Consider the following 15,253-nt stretch of genomic DNA (forward strand, 5'->3'; position numbering starts at 1 on the left):
GTCGTCGGTTCGAGCCCGACCCCCGGAGCCAGCGTTCGACCGCCGAGCGCCGCCGCGGGCCCGTAGCTCAGTGGTCAGAGCGGGGGACTCATAATCCTTTGGTCGGTGGTTCGATCCCACCCGGGCCCACGAAGTCTGACCCCCCCGGACACCGGCGCGCGCGTCGGGTACGGTCCCGAGCGTGGACGGTGTGCACGACCTAGGTGGTATGGAGGGCTTCGGTGCCGTCGAACAGGAGCGCGACGAGCCCGTCTTCCACCACGACTGGGAGCGACGGGTGTTCGGGCTCAACTTCTCGGGAGCCGCCGGCAACGTCGACCGGTTCCGCCATGCCATCGAGCGGATGGGCGCCGTCGAGTACCTCAACACCAGCTACTACGAGCACTGGCTGGCGGCGATCGAGCGCGGCGCCATCGAGAACGGCTTCGCCTCCGTCGTCGACCTGGAGGCGGCCCGGGCCCACGTCGCCGCTGGGGGCGCTGTCGCCCGACGCGACGACCCCGAGCTCGCCCGGCAGCTGGTGAGCGCCGTGCGCACCCCCGCAGCCCCGCCCGCCGCCGGCGGACCGGCCCATCGGTGGGACACCGGCGACACCGTCCGCGTCCGGCGCACCTCCCCATCGGGGCACACCCGCTGCCCGCGCTACGTGCGGGGTGCCGTGGGCACCGTCGAGGCGACGCACCCGCCGGCACGCCTGCCCGACGCCAGCGCCGACGGGGTGGACCGGGTCGAGCCGCTCTACGGGGTCTCCTTCGCCGCCTCCGAGCTGTGGGGACGCGGCGACCACCGCGTGGCACTCGACCTGTGGGAGAGCTACCTGGAGGAGCCCGATGGGTGAGCGCCACGACGCACCGGCCGATCCCCTGGTAGCCCGCGTCGCCGCCCTCGAGCACCTCCTCGTCGAGCGGGGGCTCGTCACCACCGACGCCATCGACGCCATCGTCGAGGCCTACGAGCACGACATCGGCCCCCACCTCGGCGCACAGGTGGTCGCGCGAGCGTGGAGCGACCCCGACTTCCGCGAGCGCCTGCTGGCCGACGGCACCGCTGCCTGCGCCGAGCTGGGGCTCGGCGGCGCCCAGGGCGAGGTGATCGTGGTCAGGGCGAACACCCCCACGGTGCACAACGTCGTGGTCTGCACCCTCTGCTCGTGCTACCCCTGGCCCCTCCTCGGGCTGCCGCCGACCTGGTACAAGAGCGCCCCCTACCGCTCCCGCGTGGTCCGGGAGCCCCGGGTCGTGCTCACCGAGATGGGCCTCGACCTCCCCGAGGCGGTGGAGATCCGGGTGTGGGACTCGACCGCAGAGGTCCGCTACCTCGTCCTCCCCGAGCGCCCTGACGACACCGAGGACCTCGACGAGGAGGCACTCGCCGCCCTCGTCCCCCGCGACGCCATGGTCGGCGTGGCCCGGGCCAGCCGACCGTGAGCGACGAGCCCGTCTTCGCGGCGCCGTGGGAGGCGCGGGCCTTTGCCCTGGCCGTGCGGCTGCGGGACTCGGGCCACCTCCCATGGACGGCGTTCCAGGAACGGCTGGCGACCCGCATCGCCGCCGACCCCGCGGAGGCGACGGGCTACTACGAGCACTGGCTGGCGAGCCTCGAAGACGTCTGCACCAGCCTTCTCTCGGACCGCGGGAAGGGCCCTGCCGGGTGATCCTTCGGTTGAGCAGTGCCGATCGCGGCTACACAGGAGACATGCGCTTCAGACTGGGATTCATCATCGGCGGTGCCGTCGGCTACTACTTCGGTGCCAAGGCCGGCCACGAACGGTACCGCCAGCTCAACAACGCCCTCGAGAAGGCCAAGTCCAGCGGCGCCTACGAGACCGCCACCGAGAAGGCCAAGGCGGTCGTCGACCTCGGCCGGGAGCGGGCCAAGGACTTCGTCGAGGAGCACAAACCCGGCGACTCCGGTTCGCGCAACGGCTTCGCCGACACCCCTGACCCATCGCCCTCCGGGCTGAGCTGAGCCGGGGGCTGCAGGCTCACTCGCCGTCGAGGTAGTCGCGCAGCTTCACCGAGTGCTGCGGGTGGCGCAGCTTGGCGAGCGTCTTCGACTCGATCTGGCGGATCCGCTCGCGGGTGACGCCGAACGCCTTGCCGACCTCCTCGAGAGTCCGGGCCTGGCCGTCCTCCAAGCCGAACCGGAGCCGCACGACCTGCCGCTCCCGCTCGCTCAGGTCGTCGAGGGCGCACAGCACCGCCTCGTTGAGGAGCTTGCGAGCAGCGGCGTCGGCCGGCGCCTCAGCGCCGTGGTCCTCGATGAAGTCGCTCAGGTTGGTGTCGTCCTCGTCCCCCACCGGGGAGTCGAGAGAGAGCGGGTCGAGGGAGAACCGGTGGATCTCGCGCACGCGGGCCGGGGTCATGTCGACCTTGGCCGCCAGCTCCTCCACGGTTGGCTCCCGCTCGAGCTGCTGGTGCATCTCCCGCTGCACCCGCACCACCTTGTTGATCGTCTCGACCATGTGCACCGGAATGCGGATGGTGCGAGCCTGGTCGGCGATGGCACGGGTGATGGCCTGGCGGATCCACCAGGTGGCGTAGGTGGAGAACTTGAAGCCCTTGGCGTGGTCGAACTTGTCGACGGCGCGCATCAGGCCCAGGTTGCCCTCCTGGATGAGGTCGAGGAAGAGCATCCCCCGCCCCTGGTAGCGCTTGGCGATCGACACCACCAGGCGGAGGTTGGCCTGGATGAGGGCCTTCCGGGCAGCCTCGGCGTCGGTGACGGTGCGGACGAGCGAGGAGCGCTCCTCCTCGGCGACCGAGGGCCCGAGGGCACCGATGGCGAGACGCGCCACCTCACCGGCGAGGATGCGCTTGGCCAGCGCCACCTCCTCGGGTCCCGTGAGCAAGGGCACCCGGCCGATCTCCTTGAGGTACAGGCGCACCGGATCGCTGGCGCCGCCCGACCGAGCGGTCTCGGCCGGCGGCAGCGTTGCCGCCCGACGCCGGCGGACCCCTTTCGGGGCCGGGCGCTCGACCACCGGCGCCGGGGCGTGATCGTCTTCGACGACCTCGGCGGCCGAGGGCTCCTGCGGGTCGAGCTCGATGCCCTGGCCGGCCAGCAGCTCGGTGATGGCGTGGATGAACGCCGGTGTCGGCTCCGGGGAGCCCAGGGCGATCAGCACCTCGTCGACCGTGACGGTGCCCTGGATCCGGCCAAGGGCGAGAAGTCGCTGCAGCTCGTCGATCCCCTCGCTCGCCGAGGGGATGGAGGTCTGTGCGTTCACGTCCCCTCCTGGGCCCGGTCCGCCAGGAACGCTACCAACTGCTGCGCCGCCGCCGGCCGGGTGCGCTCCTCCCACAGCTCCTCGGTGCGCAGCTTGAGCCAGCCGACGAGCTGCGACGCCTCGAGCGGGTCGCCGTCGGAGCGGGCCGACGACTCGAGGTCGCGGACCACCGGCCGCACGGCCTCGACCAGCAGCAGCCGCACCACGTCGGCCGGGTCGGCGTCGGCCTCCTCGACGGCGAGGCGCTGCAGGAGCTCGGCGGCCTCCGGGTCGGCGGTCGCCACCGCCTCGTGCAGCGTCGACGCCGTGGCCAGGGCCCGGTAGGCGGCGAGCTCGAGCTCGTCGGAGAAGAGCGCCTCGTGGAGGGTCTCGGCCACCTCTTCGGGGCGGTGCACGGCGAGGCGCAGCGCCAGCATCGACGCCGACTCCTGTCGGCGCCCACCACCGGCGGGCTGCCGGCGACCCCGGGGGGTCTCGCCGTCGCCTTCGGCGGCGCGGACCGGGCGCGAGCGAGCGGTGGCCACGCCGGCGCGGAGGCGGTCGGGGTCGAGCCGGCACCGGTCGGCCACCTGCATCACGTACTGATCGCGGACCAGCTCGCTCGGGTGCTCACCGATCATCTCCATGGCGTGCTCCGCGGCGCGAGCGCGTCCCTCGGCGGTGCCGAGGTCGGAAGCGTCGAGCAGGCGCTCGAGGCGGAAGGCCAGGAACGGCCGGGCCTCGGACACCGCCCGTGCCAGGGCTGCGGGGTCGCTGCGGGCCAGGTCGCCGGGGTCGGCTCCGCTCGGGAGCAGCGCCACCGCCACGTCGGCCTCGTAGCGCCGCTCCCACTCGTAGAAGCGCTCGGCGGCACCCTGGCCGGCGGCGTCAGCGTCGAAGGCCAGGACGATGCGCCGGGCGAAGCGCCGCAGGGCGGCGACGTGGCGCTCGGTGAGGGCGGTGCCACAGGTGGCCACCGCCCGGGGGACACCAGAGGTGGCGAAGCCGATGACGTCGGTGTAGCCCTCGCAGACCACCACCTCGTCGTGGGCAACCACGTCGGACTTGGCCCACGACAGCCCGTAGAGCACCTCGCTCTTGTCGTAGATCTCGGTGGCCGGCGAGTTCTTGTACTTGGGCCCTTCGCCCCCGGGCAGGATCCTCCCGCCGAGGGCGACGGCGTCACCCCGGGCGTCGAGGATGGGGAAGAGCACCCGGCCCCGGAAGCTGTCCTGGAGGCGGTTGCGCTTGTTCACGAAGCCCAGCCCGGTGTCGCGGAGCACGTCGGCGGGCAGTCCGATCGAGGAGCAGAGCACGTCCCAGCCCTCGGGCGCCCAGCCCAGCTTGAACTGTCGGACGACCTCGCCGTCGTAGCCGCGGGACCGCAGGTACCCGCGGGCGTGGGCGGCGTCAGGCGCGGTCAGCAGGCGCTGGTGGTACCACTCCACCGCCTTGCCCATGGCATCGACGAGCACCGAGCGGCGGCGGCGGCGGCCCGACTCCTGGACGTTGTCGTAGGTGAGCTGGATGCCTGCCCGGCCCGCCAGCGACTCGACGGCGCCCACGAAGTCGAGGTGGGCGACCTCCCGGACAAAGGTGATTGCGTCGCCCTTGGCCTGGCAGCCGAAGCAGTAGAAGAACCCCATCTCGGCGTTGACGGAGAACGAACCGGTCTTCTCAGCGTGGAACGGGCACAGCCCCACCCATCGGGTACCGGACCGCCGGAGGGCGACGTGCTCGGAGATGACGGCCACGATGTCGGTGGCAGCGCGCACCTTCTCGATGTCGTCGTCGGCGATCGCCACGACTCGACGCTACCGTCCGTCGATCGGCGGGGTCGGTTGTGACCCCGCCAGTGCTCCACCGCCTCCCGCTTCGAGCGCGGCCCTCAGCCCGACGCACGCTCCCGCAGCACCGCCTGGGCCGCCGCGAGCCGGGCGATGGGCACCCGGAAGGGTGAGCACGAGACGTAGTCGAGGCCGGCGGCGACGAAGAGGCCGATGGAGAGGGGGTCGCCACCGTGCTCGCCGCAAACGCCAACCTTGAGGTCGGGTTTGGTGGCACGACCTCGCTCCACCCCGATGCGCACCAGCTCGCCCACCCCGCTCCGGTCGATGGTTTCGAACGGGTTGCGGGCCAGCAGCCCGGCCTCGAGGTAGGCGCCCATGATCCGTGCCTCCACGTCGTCACGGCTGAAGCCGAGGGTCATCTGGGTGAGGTCGTTGGTGCCGAAGGAGAAGAAGTCGGCCTCCTCGGCCAGCTCCCCTGCCAGCAGGGCGGCGCGCGGCACCTCGATCATCGTCCCGATGCTGATCTGTGCCCCGCTCGGCCCTCCCTCACCGGCGGCGTCGCGGATCGCGCCCTCCACCCAGCCGCGGGCGAGGGCCAGCTCCTCCCGGCTGATCGTGAGGGGGATCATCACCTCGACGACGGGGCGACCGCCAGCGGCCACGCGGTCGGCCACCGCCTCCACCAGGGCGCGCACCTGCATGGCGTAAAGGCCGGGCTTGACCACCCCGAGCCGGACGCCTCGGGTGCCGAGCATCGGGTTGACCTCGTGCCACGTGCGGGCGGCGGCGAGGAGCCGCGTCTCCTCGTCGTCGAGCCCGATCCGGGCCTCCTTCACCGCCAGCTCCTCGATGCCGGGGAGGAACTCGTGCAGCGGCGGGTCGAGTAGGCGAACGGTGACGGGCAGGCCGTCCATGGCCTCGAGGATGCCGGTGAAGTCGGCTCGCTGGGCGGCGCGCAGCTCCTCGAAGGCCTCCGCCTCCGCCTCGTCGCCATCGGCCAGGATCATCCGGCGCACGATCGGCAGCCGGTCCTCGGCGAGGAACATGTGCTCGGTGCGGCACAGCCCGATGCCCTCGGCCCCGAACCCCCGGGCCGCCTCGGCGTCGGCGGCGGTGTCGGCGTTGGCCCGCACCGCGACCGTCGTCCCCCGCAGCTCGTCGGCCCAGCCGAGGACGAGGTCGAGCTCGGGCGGGCTGGTGCTGGTGGTGAGCCCCACGGCGCCGAGCACGACCTCCCCGGTGGTGCCGTCGATCGAGATGACGTCGCCCTGGCAAACCGTCTTGTCCTCGACCGTGAACGACGCTCCGTCGATCTTGATGGCCTCGGCGCCGCACACCGCCGGCTTGCCCCACCCCCGCGCCACCACCGCGGCGTGGCTCACCAGCCCGCCCCGGGCGGTGAGCACGCCGGCTGCCACGGCGATGCCGTGCACGTCCTCCGGTGAGGTCTCGTTGCGGACGAGGATGACCACCTCCCCACGGTGGGCGGCGTCGGCCGCCTCGTCGGCGGTGAAGTAGGCCTGGCCCACCGCCGCGCCGGGCGAAGCAGCCAACCCGGTGGTGAGGGCAGTGTGAACGTCGCCGGCCTCGAACTGGGGGTGGAGCACGGAGTCGAGGTGGTCGGCGGTGATCCGCTGGACCGCCTCGGCACGCGTGAGGCGGATGACGTCGTCGTCAACCATGTCGACCGCCATCTTGAGGGCCGCCATGCCCGTCCGCTTCCCCACGCGCGTCTGCAGCATCCAGAGCTTGCCCGACTCGATGGTGAACTCGGTGTCGCACATGTCGCGGTAGTGGTGCTCGAGGGTCTCGAAGATCTGGAGCAGCCGCTCGTAGATCGCAGGGAAGTGCTCGCCGAGGGCGGCGAGCGGCTCGGTGGCCCGGATGCCTGCCACCACATCCTCCCCCTGGGCGCTGAGGAGGAAGTCGCCGTAGGCACCCTGGGCTCCGGTGTTGGGATCGCGGGTGAAGCCGACGCCCGTGCCGGAGTCCATGCCGCGGTTTCCGAAGACCATGGCCTGGACGTTCACCGCCGTGCCGAGGTCGTGGGGCAGGTGCTCCCGGTTCCGGTAGGCGACGGCGCGAGGGGTGTTCCACGAGTCGAACACCGAGGCGATGGCCAGCCGCAGCTGCTGTTGGGGGTCCTCCGGGAACGGCGACCCGGTGGCCTCCACCACAAGCGACTTGAACCGCCCCACCACCAGGTTGAGCACGTCGGGCGGCACCTCGGCGTCGGTGGACACCCCGGCCAGGTCGCGGGCCCCCTCAAAGGTCCGGTCGAAGACGCTCCGGTCCATGCCGAGCACGATGGTGGCGAACATGGCGATGAAGCGCCGGTAGGAGTCCATGGCGAACCGCTCGTCGTCGGTGCGCGCCGCCAGCCCCCGGACCGACTGATCGTTCAGGCCGAGGTTGAGCACGGTGTCCATCATCCCGGGCATCGACGATGCCGCCCCCGAACGCACGCTCACGAGGAGGGGGTCGTCGCCGTCGCCGAGGCCCTTCCCCATGGCCTCCTCGAGGCGCGCCAGGTGGCGCGCCACCTCCTCGTCGAGACCCTCCGGCCACCCCGACGCGAGGTGCGTCCGACATGCCTCGGTGGTGATGGTGAACCCAGGCGGGACGGGCAGGTCCAGCACGCTCGTCATCTCCGCCAGGTTGGCGCCCTTGCCGCCGAGGAGCTCCTTGAGCGCCATGGGGGCGCCCTCGTGGGCGTGGTCGAAGCCGTAGACGTAGGTCACGTTCGGGATGGTACCGACCGGCCGGGAGGCGCTCGGGAGGCGACGGGAGCAGAGGTCAGGCGAGGCGCCCGCGCAGCTCCTCGACCACCCCGTCGATCGGCACCCGCACCTGCTCGAGGGTGTCGCGGTCGCGGATGGTCACGGCCCGGTCCTCGAGGCTGTCGAAGTCGACCGTCACGCAGTAGGGCGTCCCGATCTCGTCCTGACGCCGGTAGCGACGACCGATGGCCTGGGTCTCGTCGTAGTCGCACATGAACCAAGGTTGCAGCAGCCCCAGCACCTCCCGGGCGAGGGGCGTCAGGGTCTCCTTCTTGGAGAGCGGCAGCACGGCGACCTTGTAGGGCGCCAGGCGGTGGTGGAGGCGCAGGACGGTGCGCTCCTCGCCGTTGATCTCGTCGGTGTCGTAGGCGGCCATCAGGAAGGCCATGAGCGTCCGGGTGGCACCAGCGGCGGGTTCGATGACGTGGGGGACGTAACGCTCCCCCGTGGCCTGGTCGAAGTACTCGAGCTTCTCGCCAGAGGCGTTGGCGTGCTGGGTGAGGTCGTAGTCGCCGCGGTTGGCGATGCCCTCGAGCTCGTCCCAGCCCCACGGGAAGAGGAACTCGACATCGGACGTCGCCGACGAGTAGTGGCTCAGCTCGTGCGGGTCGTGCGGCCGCAGTCGCAGCTGCTCGGCGGGGATGCCGTGGTCGGTGTACCAGGCGAGGCGCTGCTCGCACCAGTAGCCGTACCACTCCTCCGCCTCCGCCGGCGGCACGAAGAACTCCATCTCCATCTGCTCGAACTCGCGAGTGCGGAAGACGAAGTTGCCGGGCGTGATCTCGTTGCGGAACGACTTCCCGACCTGAGCGATGCCGAAGGGCGGCCGCTTGCGGGACGTGTCGAGCACGTTCTTGAACTGGGTGAACATCCCCTGGGCTGTCTCGGGACGCAGGTAGACCTCGGCGCCCGATCCCTCGACGGGCCCGGCGAAGGTCTTGAACATCAAGTTGAACTGGCGGGCCTCGGTGAAGCTGTCCTTGGCCTTGCAGCTCGGGCAGGTCCCGGGGTCGTCGAGCTTGTCGAGGCGGAAGCGCTCCTTGCACTGCCGGCAGTCGACGAGCGGGTCGGTGAAGTTCTTCAGGTGGCCCGAGGCCTCCCAGATCGCCGGCGGCGAGAGGATCGCCGCGTCGAGGCCGACCACGTCGGAGCGCAGCTGCACCATCGAGCGCCACCACGCGTCCTTGACGTTGCGGAGCATGAGGACGCCGACCGGGCCGTAGTCGTAGGCGGAGCGGAAGCCGCCGTAGATCTCGGCCGAGGGGAAGACGATCCCCCGCCGCTTGCACAGGTTGACCACCTGGTCGAAGAGCTCTGCCATGGGGTGGACCCTACCGGCGGCACCGACGCCCCCCGAAGGCGGTTCCGCCGAGCCCATCGCTACCCGTGGTCGAGCAGGTCCACGGCCCGGAGCCGGCGCTCCAGGTGGTGCTCCAGCGCCTGGCGGGCGAGGTGCTCCACCTCGAATCCTGCCGACGACGCCGGCTCGGCCAGCACCCCGACCAGGTCGCCACCGAGGATCCGGCGCAGCAGCGCCAGTCCACCGGGGGTGAGGCGGGCCCCGCGCCGGCACCCCCGGCACAGCGCCCCACCCTCACCGAGGTCGAACGCCACGAGCTCCACGTCGTCACCGCAGCCGGCGCAGGCGTCGAGGAGCGGGCTGACGCCCTGCTGGGCGAGCAGCTTCCAGAAGAACGCGGGAACCAGCAGGGGGACGTCTCGCGCCGCGAGGGACCGCAGGGCACCGAGGCCCATCTGGTAGAGGCGGGGATCGTCCTCCCCCTCCTGGAGGACGTGGTCGACCACCTCGAGCACCGCCATGGCCCGGCCCAGCCGGTCGAGGTCCTCCCGCACCTCACGGAAACCCTCCAGCACCTCCACCTGGGTCACGATGTCGAGGTTGCGCCCCTTGTAGAGCAGGAGCGACACGTGCCCGAGGGGCTCGAGCCGGGCGCCGAAGCGGCTCTTGGTCTTCCGCACGCCCTTGGCGACCGCCCGCACCTTGCCGTGGTGCTCGGTGACGAAGGTGATGATGCGGTCGGCCTCACCGAGCTTGATCGTCCGCAGCACGATCCCCCGCTCGCGGTAGAGGTTCGACACGGTCCTACCGCTCGACCCCGCCGAAGCGCCGCTCGCGCCGCTGGAACTCCCGCACCGCCTCGAAGAGGTGCTCGCGCCGGAAGTCGGGCCAGAGCACCTCGGTGAACACCAGCTCGCTGTAGGCGAGCTCCCACAGCAAGAAGTTGGAGATCCGATACTCCCCGGAGGTCCGGACCATGAGGTCGGGGTCGGGCATCTCGGGGTCGTAGAGGTGGCGGCGGATCGCCTTCTCGTCGATCTTCGACGCGGGGGTCCCGGCCTCGACCAGGGCGCGCACGGCGTCGACGATCTCCGCCCGCCCGCCGTAGTTGAAGGCGATGGTGAGCGTCATCGTGGTGTTGTCCTGGGTCAGCTCCAGGGCCTCGTCCATCCGCCGCAGCAGCCGCCTGGGGACCCGGCGGTCGCGCCGGCCGGCGAATCGGATGCGCACGCCCCGTTCGTTCAGCTCGTCCCGACGACGGGTGAGGATCGACTCGTTGAACCCCATGAGGTAGCGCACCTCGTCGAGGGGGCGCTTCCAGTTCTCGGTGGAGAAGGCGTAGACGGTCAACCAGCGCAGGCCGAGGTCGAGCGCGCCCTCGACGGTGTCGAAGAGCGCCTCCTCGCCGGCGGCGTGGCCCTCGGTGCGCGCCAGCCCCCGCTTGGTGGCCCACCGGCCGTTGCCGTCCATGACGCACGCCACGTGGGCCGGCACGCTGCTCAGATCGATGCCGTCGACGTCCACCGCCCGAACGTACCGCCTCGGGCACCGGGGCAACCGCATGGCCACGCCATTGGGGGGCCTCGGCCGTAGGCCGAGACCGCTCTCCGGCCCGCGAGCGGGGGGCGTCGACGGAAGGGGCCCGCCGGAGCTTGCGGAGGCGGGAAGGGATCCCCCCGTTGCAGGACCCGTGAGCCCCGTTAGGCCGCCGACTTCTCCAGGATGTGGACGCCGCAGGCCGAGCCGAGGCCGATGACGTGGGCCAGGCCCACGGTGGCGCCGTCGATCTGACGGTCGCCGGCCTCACCGCGGAGGTGGTGGCAGACCTCCCAGATGTTGGCGATGCCGGTGGCCGAGATGGGGTGGCCCTTCGACTGGAGGCCGCCGGAGACGTTCACCGGCTTGGCGCCGTCGCGCCAGGGGGCACCCGACTCGAAGAAGTCGACGGCGCCACCCTCCTCGCAGAGCATGAGGTTGTCATAGTGGACCAGCTCGGCGGTGGCGAAGCAGTCGTGCAGCTCCACCAGGTCGAGGTCCTCGGGGCCGACCCCGGCCTGCTCGTAGGCCTGGGTGGCGGCGTTGCGAGTCAGGGTGTTGACATCGGGTAGCACCTGGCACGCCTCCTGCCACGGGTCGGTGGTGAGCACCGACGCCGAGACCTTCACCGCCCGCCGCTGCTGCTCGAGGCTGAGCGTCTTGAGCTTGGCACCCGAGACCACGACCGCGGCGGCGGCGCCGTCGCAGTTGGCCGAGCACATCGGGCGGGTGTTCGGGTAGGCGATCATCATGTCGCCCATGATCTGCTCGAGGCTCATGGCCTTGGTGTAGGCGGCCAGCGGGTTGAGCGTGGAGTGGCTGTGGTTCTTCTCGCTGATCTTGGCGAAGAGCTCGAAGCTGGTGCCGCCGTAGCGGTGGCCGTACTCCATGCCCACCTGGGCGAAGACGCCGGGCATGGTGTCGGTGCCGATGCGCCCGTCGGTGGTGGCGACGGCGCCGTAGCGACCCCGCGGCTCGTAGACCTCCTTGTCGCCCTTCGGGCGACCGCCGCCACCGAGGAGGCCGGCGCCGGCCAGCTTCTCGACGCCCACGGCGAGGCCCATGTCGCACTCGCCGGCCTTGATGGCCATGATCGCCGTGCGCAGCGCCGTGGCACCGGTGGCGCAGGCGTTCTGGACGTTGTAGACGGGCACGCCCGTCTGGCCGATCTGCTTCTGCAGCTGCTGGCCGATGCCACCGGCCCCGCCCATGAGGTTGCCGGCCGCCACCACGCCGATGTCGGCCATGGTGACCCCGCCGTCGGCGAGGGCCCCCAGCGCCGCCTCGGCCGCCAGGTCGACGGTGTCGAGGTCCGGGTGCTTGCCGAACTTGGTCATGCGGATCCCCAGGATCCAGATGTCGTCAGATGCCATCGTCGCTCTCCCTCGTACCTAGGCCGGCTCGAACCCGAAGCCGATGGCCTCGGTGCCGTCGTCGTCGGTGCCGACCACGTAGGTGGCCAGGCGGACCTTCATCCCGAGCGACACGTGCTCGGGGTCGGGCTCGGTGTTGATCACGTTGCCGCGCACGCTGGTGCCGTCACAGTCGACGATGCCCGCCACGAAGGGCACGGGCACCCCCGGTGCCGCGAAGGCCACGATCGAGAACGACCGCAGCTCTCCTTCCGTCGGGATGTCCACCCGCTTGAACTCGGTGCCGCTGCACGAGGCACAGGCGTTGCGGCGGTCGAAGAACCGCGCCTGGCACGACGTGCACTCGTTGGCCTCGAGGTGTGGGTCGTCGCCCAGCACGAGGTACTCCACCAGCGGGACCTGAGCGGCCACGGACCCTCCCCCATCAGCGCCGGTCCCCTGGCCGGTCGGTGCGCGGCAGCGTAGCGCCACCCGCGAACCTTCGCTGACGACGTCGTCAGCAGCGGATCGGCGCGCACCTGGTCAGTAGCCGAGGCGCTCCAGCGCCTTGGGGCGGCGTTGCCAGTCCTTGTCGACCTTCACCGCCAGCTCCAGGTACATGTCGGGGTCGACCTGGCGACGCACCGCCGTCCCCACCGCCTTGAGCACCGCCCCCTTCTTACCGATCACGATGCCCTTCTGAGAGTCGCGCTCGACGAGGATCTCGCATCGCACCCGGGGCCACTCCCACTCCGTGACCCTCGTCGCGATGGAGTGGGGCACCTCCTCGCGGGTCACGGCGAGCAGCTGCTCACGCACGAGCTCGGCGATCCAGAACGCCTCGGGAACGTCGGTGACCATGTCGTCGGGGTAGTACTTCGGGCCCTCGGGCAGCCGGGCGACAAGGTGCTCGACGAGCTCGTCGACCCCTGCCCCGGTCTTGGCCGAGACGGGGAAGTAGGCCGAGCGGTCGAGCTCGCCAGCGGTGGCCAGCTGCGCCAGCACCTCCTCCGGTCGGGCGGCATCGACCTTGTTGACCACGATCACGGCGTCGGCAGGCACCCGGGCCGCCACGAAGCGGTCGCCCCGGCCGATGGGCGCCGTGGCGTCGACCACGAGGCACACGATGTCGACCCCGCTGATGGAGCCCGTCGCGGTGTCGTTGAGCCGGCTCCCCATGGCGCTGCGCGGCTTGTGGATGCCGGGCGTGTCGACGAAGACCACCTGGGCGTCGGGTCGGTTGAGCACACCGCGGACCTGGGTCCGGGTGGTCTGGGGCTTGTCGGAGACGATGCTCACCTTGCGCCCGAGGATCCGATTGAGCAGCGTCGACTTGCCCACGTTGGGGCGGCCCACGAGGGTCACGAAGCCCGAGCGCATCAGCGGGATCTTGTGTCGGCGTCGCTCCGGTGGCCCTCGCCGGGGGGGACCTCCGGCGCTCGGGTGATGCGGACCCGCCCGATCCGGCGCCCTTGCACCCGTTCGGCGCGCAGGCGATGGCCGTCGACCTGGACGGCCTCGCCCTCCACCGGCACGTGGCCGAGGAGGTTGAACACCAGGCCGCCGAGCGTGTCCCAGTCACCCTCCGGCAGGTCCAGGTTGAGCAGGTCGTTCAGCTCGTCGAGCGGCATGCGAGCGTTGACGCGCACGTCGCCGTCGGACAGCGGCTCGACGAGGGCGTCCTCCACGTCAAACTCGTCGACGATCTCCCCCACCAGCTCCTCGATGAGGTCCTCCAGCGTGACCAGGCCGGCGGTCCCGCCGTACTCGTCGATGACGATGGCGATGTGGAACTTCTCGGCCTGCATCTCCCGCATGAGCTCGGCGACCCGCTTGGTCTCGGGCACGAAGGCGGCGCGGCGCAGCAACGTGGCCACCGTCGCCGAGGATTGACCCTCGCGGGCGGCGCGCATGAGGTCCTTGGCATAGATGATCCCGGCGATGTCGTCGACGCCACCGTCATCGTCGTAGGCGGGGATGCGGCTGTAGCCGTTGGCGATCACCGTCTCCATGGCCTGCGCCACCGTCGTCCCGGCGGGCACCGACACCATGTCCGGACGGGGCACCATCACCTCCCGAGCGACGGTATCGCCGAAGTCGATGATCGAGCGGATGAGCGCCCGCTCCTCCACCTCCAACACGTCGGCCTCCACCGCCTGGTCGGCCAAGGCCAACAGCTCCTCCTCCGAGACCACCGGACCGGCGCGCCGTCCCTTTCCGGGGAGGACCACGTTGGCCATGCCGATCAGGCCGCTCGTGGCGACGCGCACCGGCAGGAAGCCGGCCAGCACGCTCACCACCGGCGCCACGAGGAGGGCGGCGCGCTCGGTGTGCTGGAGGGCGTAGGTCTTGGGCGCCGCCTCGGCGAGCACGAAGATCACGATGACCTCGACGACGGTGGCCAGGGCGATGCCGAGCGGGCCGAAGTACGAGACCGCCAGCAGGCCGCCGATGGTGGCAGCAGTGAGGTGGCAGACCAGCACCAGGAGCAGCACCGGGTTGAGCATCCGCTGGCGGTCGTCGAGGAGGCGCAGCAACGACGCCGCGCCGCGGCGTCCCTCTTCCTCGAGCGCGAGGGCCTTGGCGCGCGGCAGGTGGGTGAGGCTGGTCTCGGCCATCGCCAAGAAGGCGGCCGAGCCCACCAGCACCACCATGGTGACGACGGCGAGGACCTCGAGGCTCGTCATCGGGCGGGTTCCGGGTCGGGTGGGGGCTCGCCGGTGCTTGGGTGGAAGCGCGCGAGCAGGTCACGCTGGCGTCCGCCCATGGCCGCCGCCCCCTTGGCCTCGGTGTGGTCCATGCCGAGGACGTGGAGGATCCCGTGGACGACGAGCAGCGCCAGCTCGTCGGGCAGCGGGCGCCCGTGCTCGGAGGCGTTCCGGGCGGCCACGGCAGGGCACACGAGAAGGTCGCCGAGGAGGACCGGCACCTCACCGAGGTCGACCAGGGGTCGGTCGGGACCGCTCGACCCGGCGTCGGGCGAGCGGCCCACATCGAGCGTCTCGTCGTCGATCGGGAAGGCGAGCACGTCGGTGGGCCCGCGCCCGCCGAGGAACCGCTCGTTGGCATCGGCGATGACGTCCTCCTCGACGAAGTAGAGCGACAGCTCGCAGGCTCCGCGGACCCCCTCTGCGTCCAACACCTTCTCGGTGAGGCGCGCGAGAGCAGTCACGTCGACCTCCGCGGCCGCCTGCTCGTCGGCGACGAACACCGTGACCTCCCCCTCGGGCGGGCCTGGGCGCCGCCGGCGTCGTGGGCCGTCGGGGCCGCTCACCGGGGCACCCACG

General features: G+C 71.5%; 15 protein-coding genes and 1 tRNA gene. 5 read left to right on the top strand and 11 right to left on the bottom strand.

From position 1 onward, the window contains the following. The first annotated feature begins 56 nt into the window (after positions 1-56). The 5 genes from VMN58_09655 (at position 57) to VMN58_09675 (ending at position 1,968) form a co-directional block, all read left to right on the top strand. A tRNA-Ile gene (locus tag VMN58_09655) sits at positions 57-129 on the top strand. A gap of 52 nt (positions 130-181) precedes the next feature. Beyond that, a complete protein-coding gene (gene nthB / locus VMN58_09660; GenBank protein ID HUF33458.1) occupies positions 182-838 on the top strand; it encodes a nitrile hydratase subunit beta in 657 nt (218 codons plus the stop codon). Continuing rightward, positions 831-1,427: a nitrile hydratase subunit alpha gene (nthA, locus tag VMN58_09665; protein HUF33459.1), complete on the top strand. Its 597-nt coding sequence runs from the start codon at positions 831-833 to the stop codon at positions 1,425-1,427. Before nthB ends, nthA begins: the two co-directional genes overlap by 8 nt. Further along, complete coding sequence (locus VMN58_09670; protein ID HUF33460.1) at positions 1,424-1,654, top strand: nitrile hydratase accessory protein; 231 nt, start codon at positions 1,424-1,426, stop codon at positions 1,652-1,654. The genes nthA and VMN58_09670 overlap by 4 nt, the downstream gene beginning before the upstream one ends. Before the next feature lie 41 nt (positions 1,655-1,695). Then, the gene (locus tag VMN58_09675) at positions 1,696-1,968 is read left to right on the top strand and encodes a YtxH domain-containing protein (protein HUF33461.1); all 273 of its coding nucleotides are present in this window, start codon (positions 1,696-1,698) and stop codon (positions 1,966-1,968) included. A 16-nt stretch (positions 1,969-1,984) separates the two neighbouring features. Here the strand turns inward: VMN58_09675 and rpoD are convergent, their stop codons facing one another. From rpoD to ybeY, 11 genes are all read right to left on the bottom strand, one after another. Beyond that, complete coding sequence (gene rpoD / locus VMN58_09680) at positions 1,985-3,229, bottom strand: RNA polymerase sigma factor RpoD (GenBank protein HUF33462.1); 1,245 nt, start codon at positions 3,227-3,229, stop codon at positions 1,985-1,987. Then, positions 3,226-5,013, bottom strand: coding sequence for a DNA primase (gene dnaG / locus VMN58_09685; protein ID HUF33463.1), 1,788 nt, complete (start codon positions 5,011-5,013; stop codon positions 3,226-3,228). Before dnaG ends, rpoD begins: the two co-directional genes overlap by 4 nt. 83 nt (positions 5,014-5,096) lie before the next feature. Next, positions 5,097-7,739 (bottom strand): pyruvate, phosphate dikinase, encoded by a 2,643-nt coding sequence (gene ppdK, locus VMN58_09690; protein HUF33464.1) that lies wholly within the window; start codon positions 7,737-7,739, stop codon positions 5,097-5,099. A gap of 55 nt (positions 7,740-7,794) precedes the next feature. After that, positions 7,795-9,099: a glycine--tRNA ligase gene (locus VMN58_09695; GenBank protein HUF33465.1), complete on the bottom strand. Its 1,305-nt coding sequence runs from the start codon at positions 9,097-9,099 to the stop codon at positions 7,795-7,797. 59 nt (positions 9,100-9,158) lie between these two features. Further along, positions 9,159-9,878, bottom strand: coding sequence for a DNA repair protein RecO (gene recO, locus VMN58_09700; GenBank protein HUF33466.1), 720 nt, complete (start codon positions 9,876-9,878; stop codon positions 9,159-9,161). 4 nt (positions 9,879-9,882) lie between these two features. Further along, complete coding sequence (gene uppS / locus VMN58_09705) at positions 9,883-10,602, bottom strand: polyprenyl diphosphate synthase (GenBank protein HUF33467.1); 720 nt, start codon at positions 10,600-10,602, stop codon at positions 9,883-9,885. A 176-nt stretch (positions 10,603-10,778) separates the two neighbouring features. Next, on the bottom strand, positions 10,779-11,987 hold the full coding sequence (locus VMN58_09710) for a thiolase family protein (protein HUF33468.1): 1,209 nt from the start codon (positions 11,985-11,987) through the stop codon (positions 10,779-10,781). Between the two features lie 18 nt (positions 11,988-12,005). Continuing rightward, positions 12,006-12,398 (bottom strand): OB-fold domain-containing protein, encoded by a 393-nt coding sequence (locus VMN58_09715; protein ID HUF33469.1) that lies wholly within the window; start codon positions 12,396-12,398, stop codon positions 12,006-12,008. 111 nt (positions 12,399-12,509) lie between these two features. Continuing rightward, a complete protein-coding gene (gene era / locus VMN58_09720; protein ID HUF33470.1) occupies positions 12,510-13,346 on the bottom strand; it encodes a GTPase Era in 837 nt (278 codons plus the stop codon). Further along, complete coding sequence (locus VMN58_09725; protein HUF33471.1) at positions 13,346-14,653, bottom strand: hemolysin family protein; 1,308 nt, start codon at positions 14,651-14,653, stop codon at positions 13,346-13,348. The genes era and VMN58_09725 overlap by 1 nt, the downstream gene beginning before the upstream one ends. Then, positions 14,650-15,252 carry an rRNA maturation RNase YbeY gene (ybeY, locus tag VMN58_09730; GenBank protein HUF33472.1) on the bottom strand — a complete coding sequence of 201 codons (603 nt, stop codon included), beginning with the start codon at positions 15,250-15,252 and terminating at the stop codon, positions 14,650-14,652. The genes VMN58_09725 and ybeY overlap by 4 nt, the downstream gene beginning before the upstream one ends. Between the last annotated feature and the right edge of the window lies 1 nt (position 15,253).

The sequence above is a fragment of the Acidimicrobiales bacterium genome (assembly GCA_035512495.1).
Taxonomy (GTDB): Bacteria; Actinomycetota; Acidimicrobiia; order Acidimicrobiales; family CADCSY01; genus DATKDW01.

Coding starts and splice junctions, on each gene's coding strand:
- nthA (HUF33459.1), top strand. CDS start 831: ATGGGTGAGCGCCACGACGCACCGGCCGATCCCCTGGTAGCCCGCGTC.
- VMN58_09675 (HUF33461.1), top strand. CDS start 1,696: ATGCGCTTCAGACTGGGATTCATCATCGGCGGTGCCGTCGGCTACTAC.
- VMN58_09695 (HUF33465.1), bottom strand. CDS start 9,099: ATGGCAGAGCTCTTCGACCAGGTGGTCAACCTGTGCAAGCGGCGGGGG.
- VMN58_09710 (HUF33468.1), bottom strand. CDS start 11,987: ATGGCATCTGACGACATCTGGATCCTGGGGATCCGCATGACCAAGTTC.
- era (HUF33470.1), bottom strand. CDS start 13,346: ATGCGCTCGGGCTTCGTGACCCTCGTGGGCCGCCCCAACGTGGGCAAG.
- VMN58_09725 (HUF33471.1), bottom strand. CDS start 14,653: ATGACGAGCCTCGAGGTCCTCGCCGTCGTCACCATGGTGGTGCTGGTG.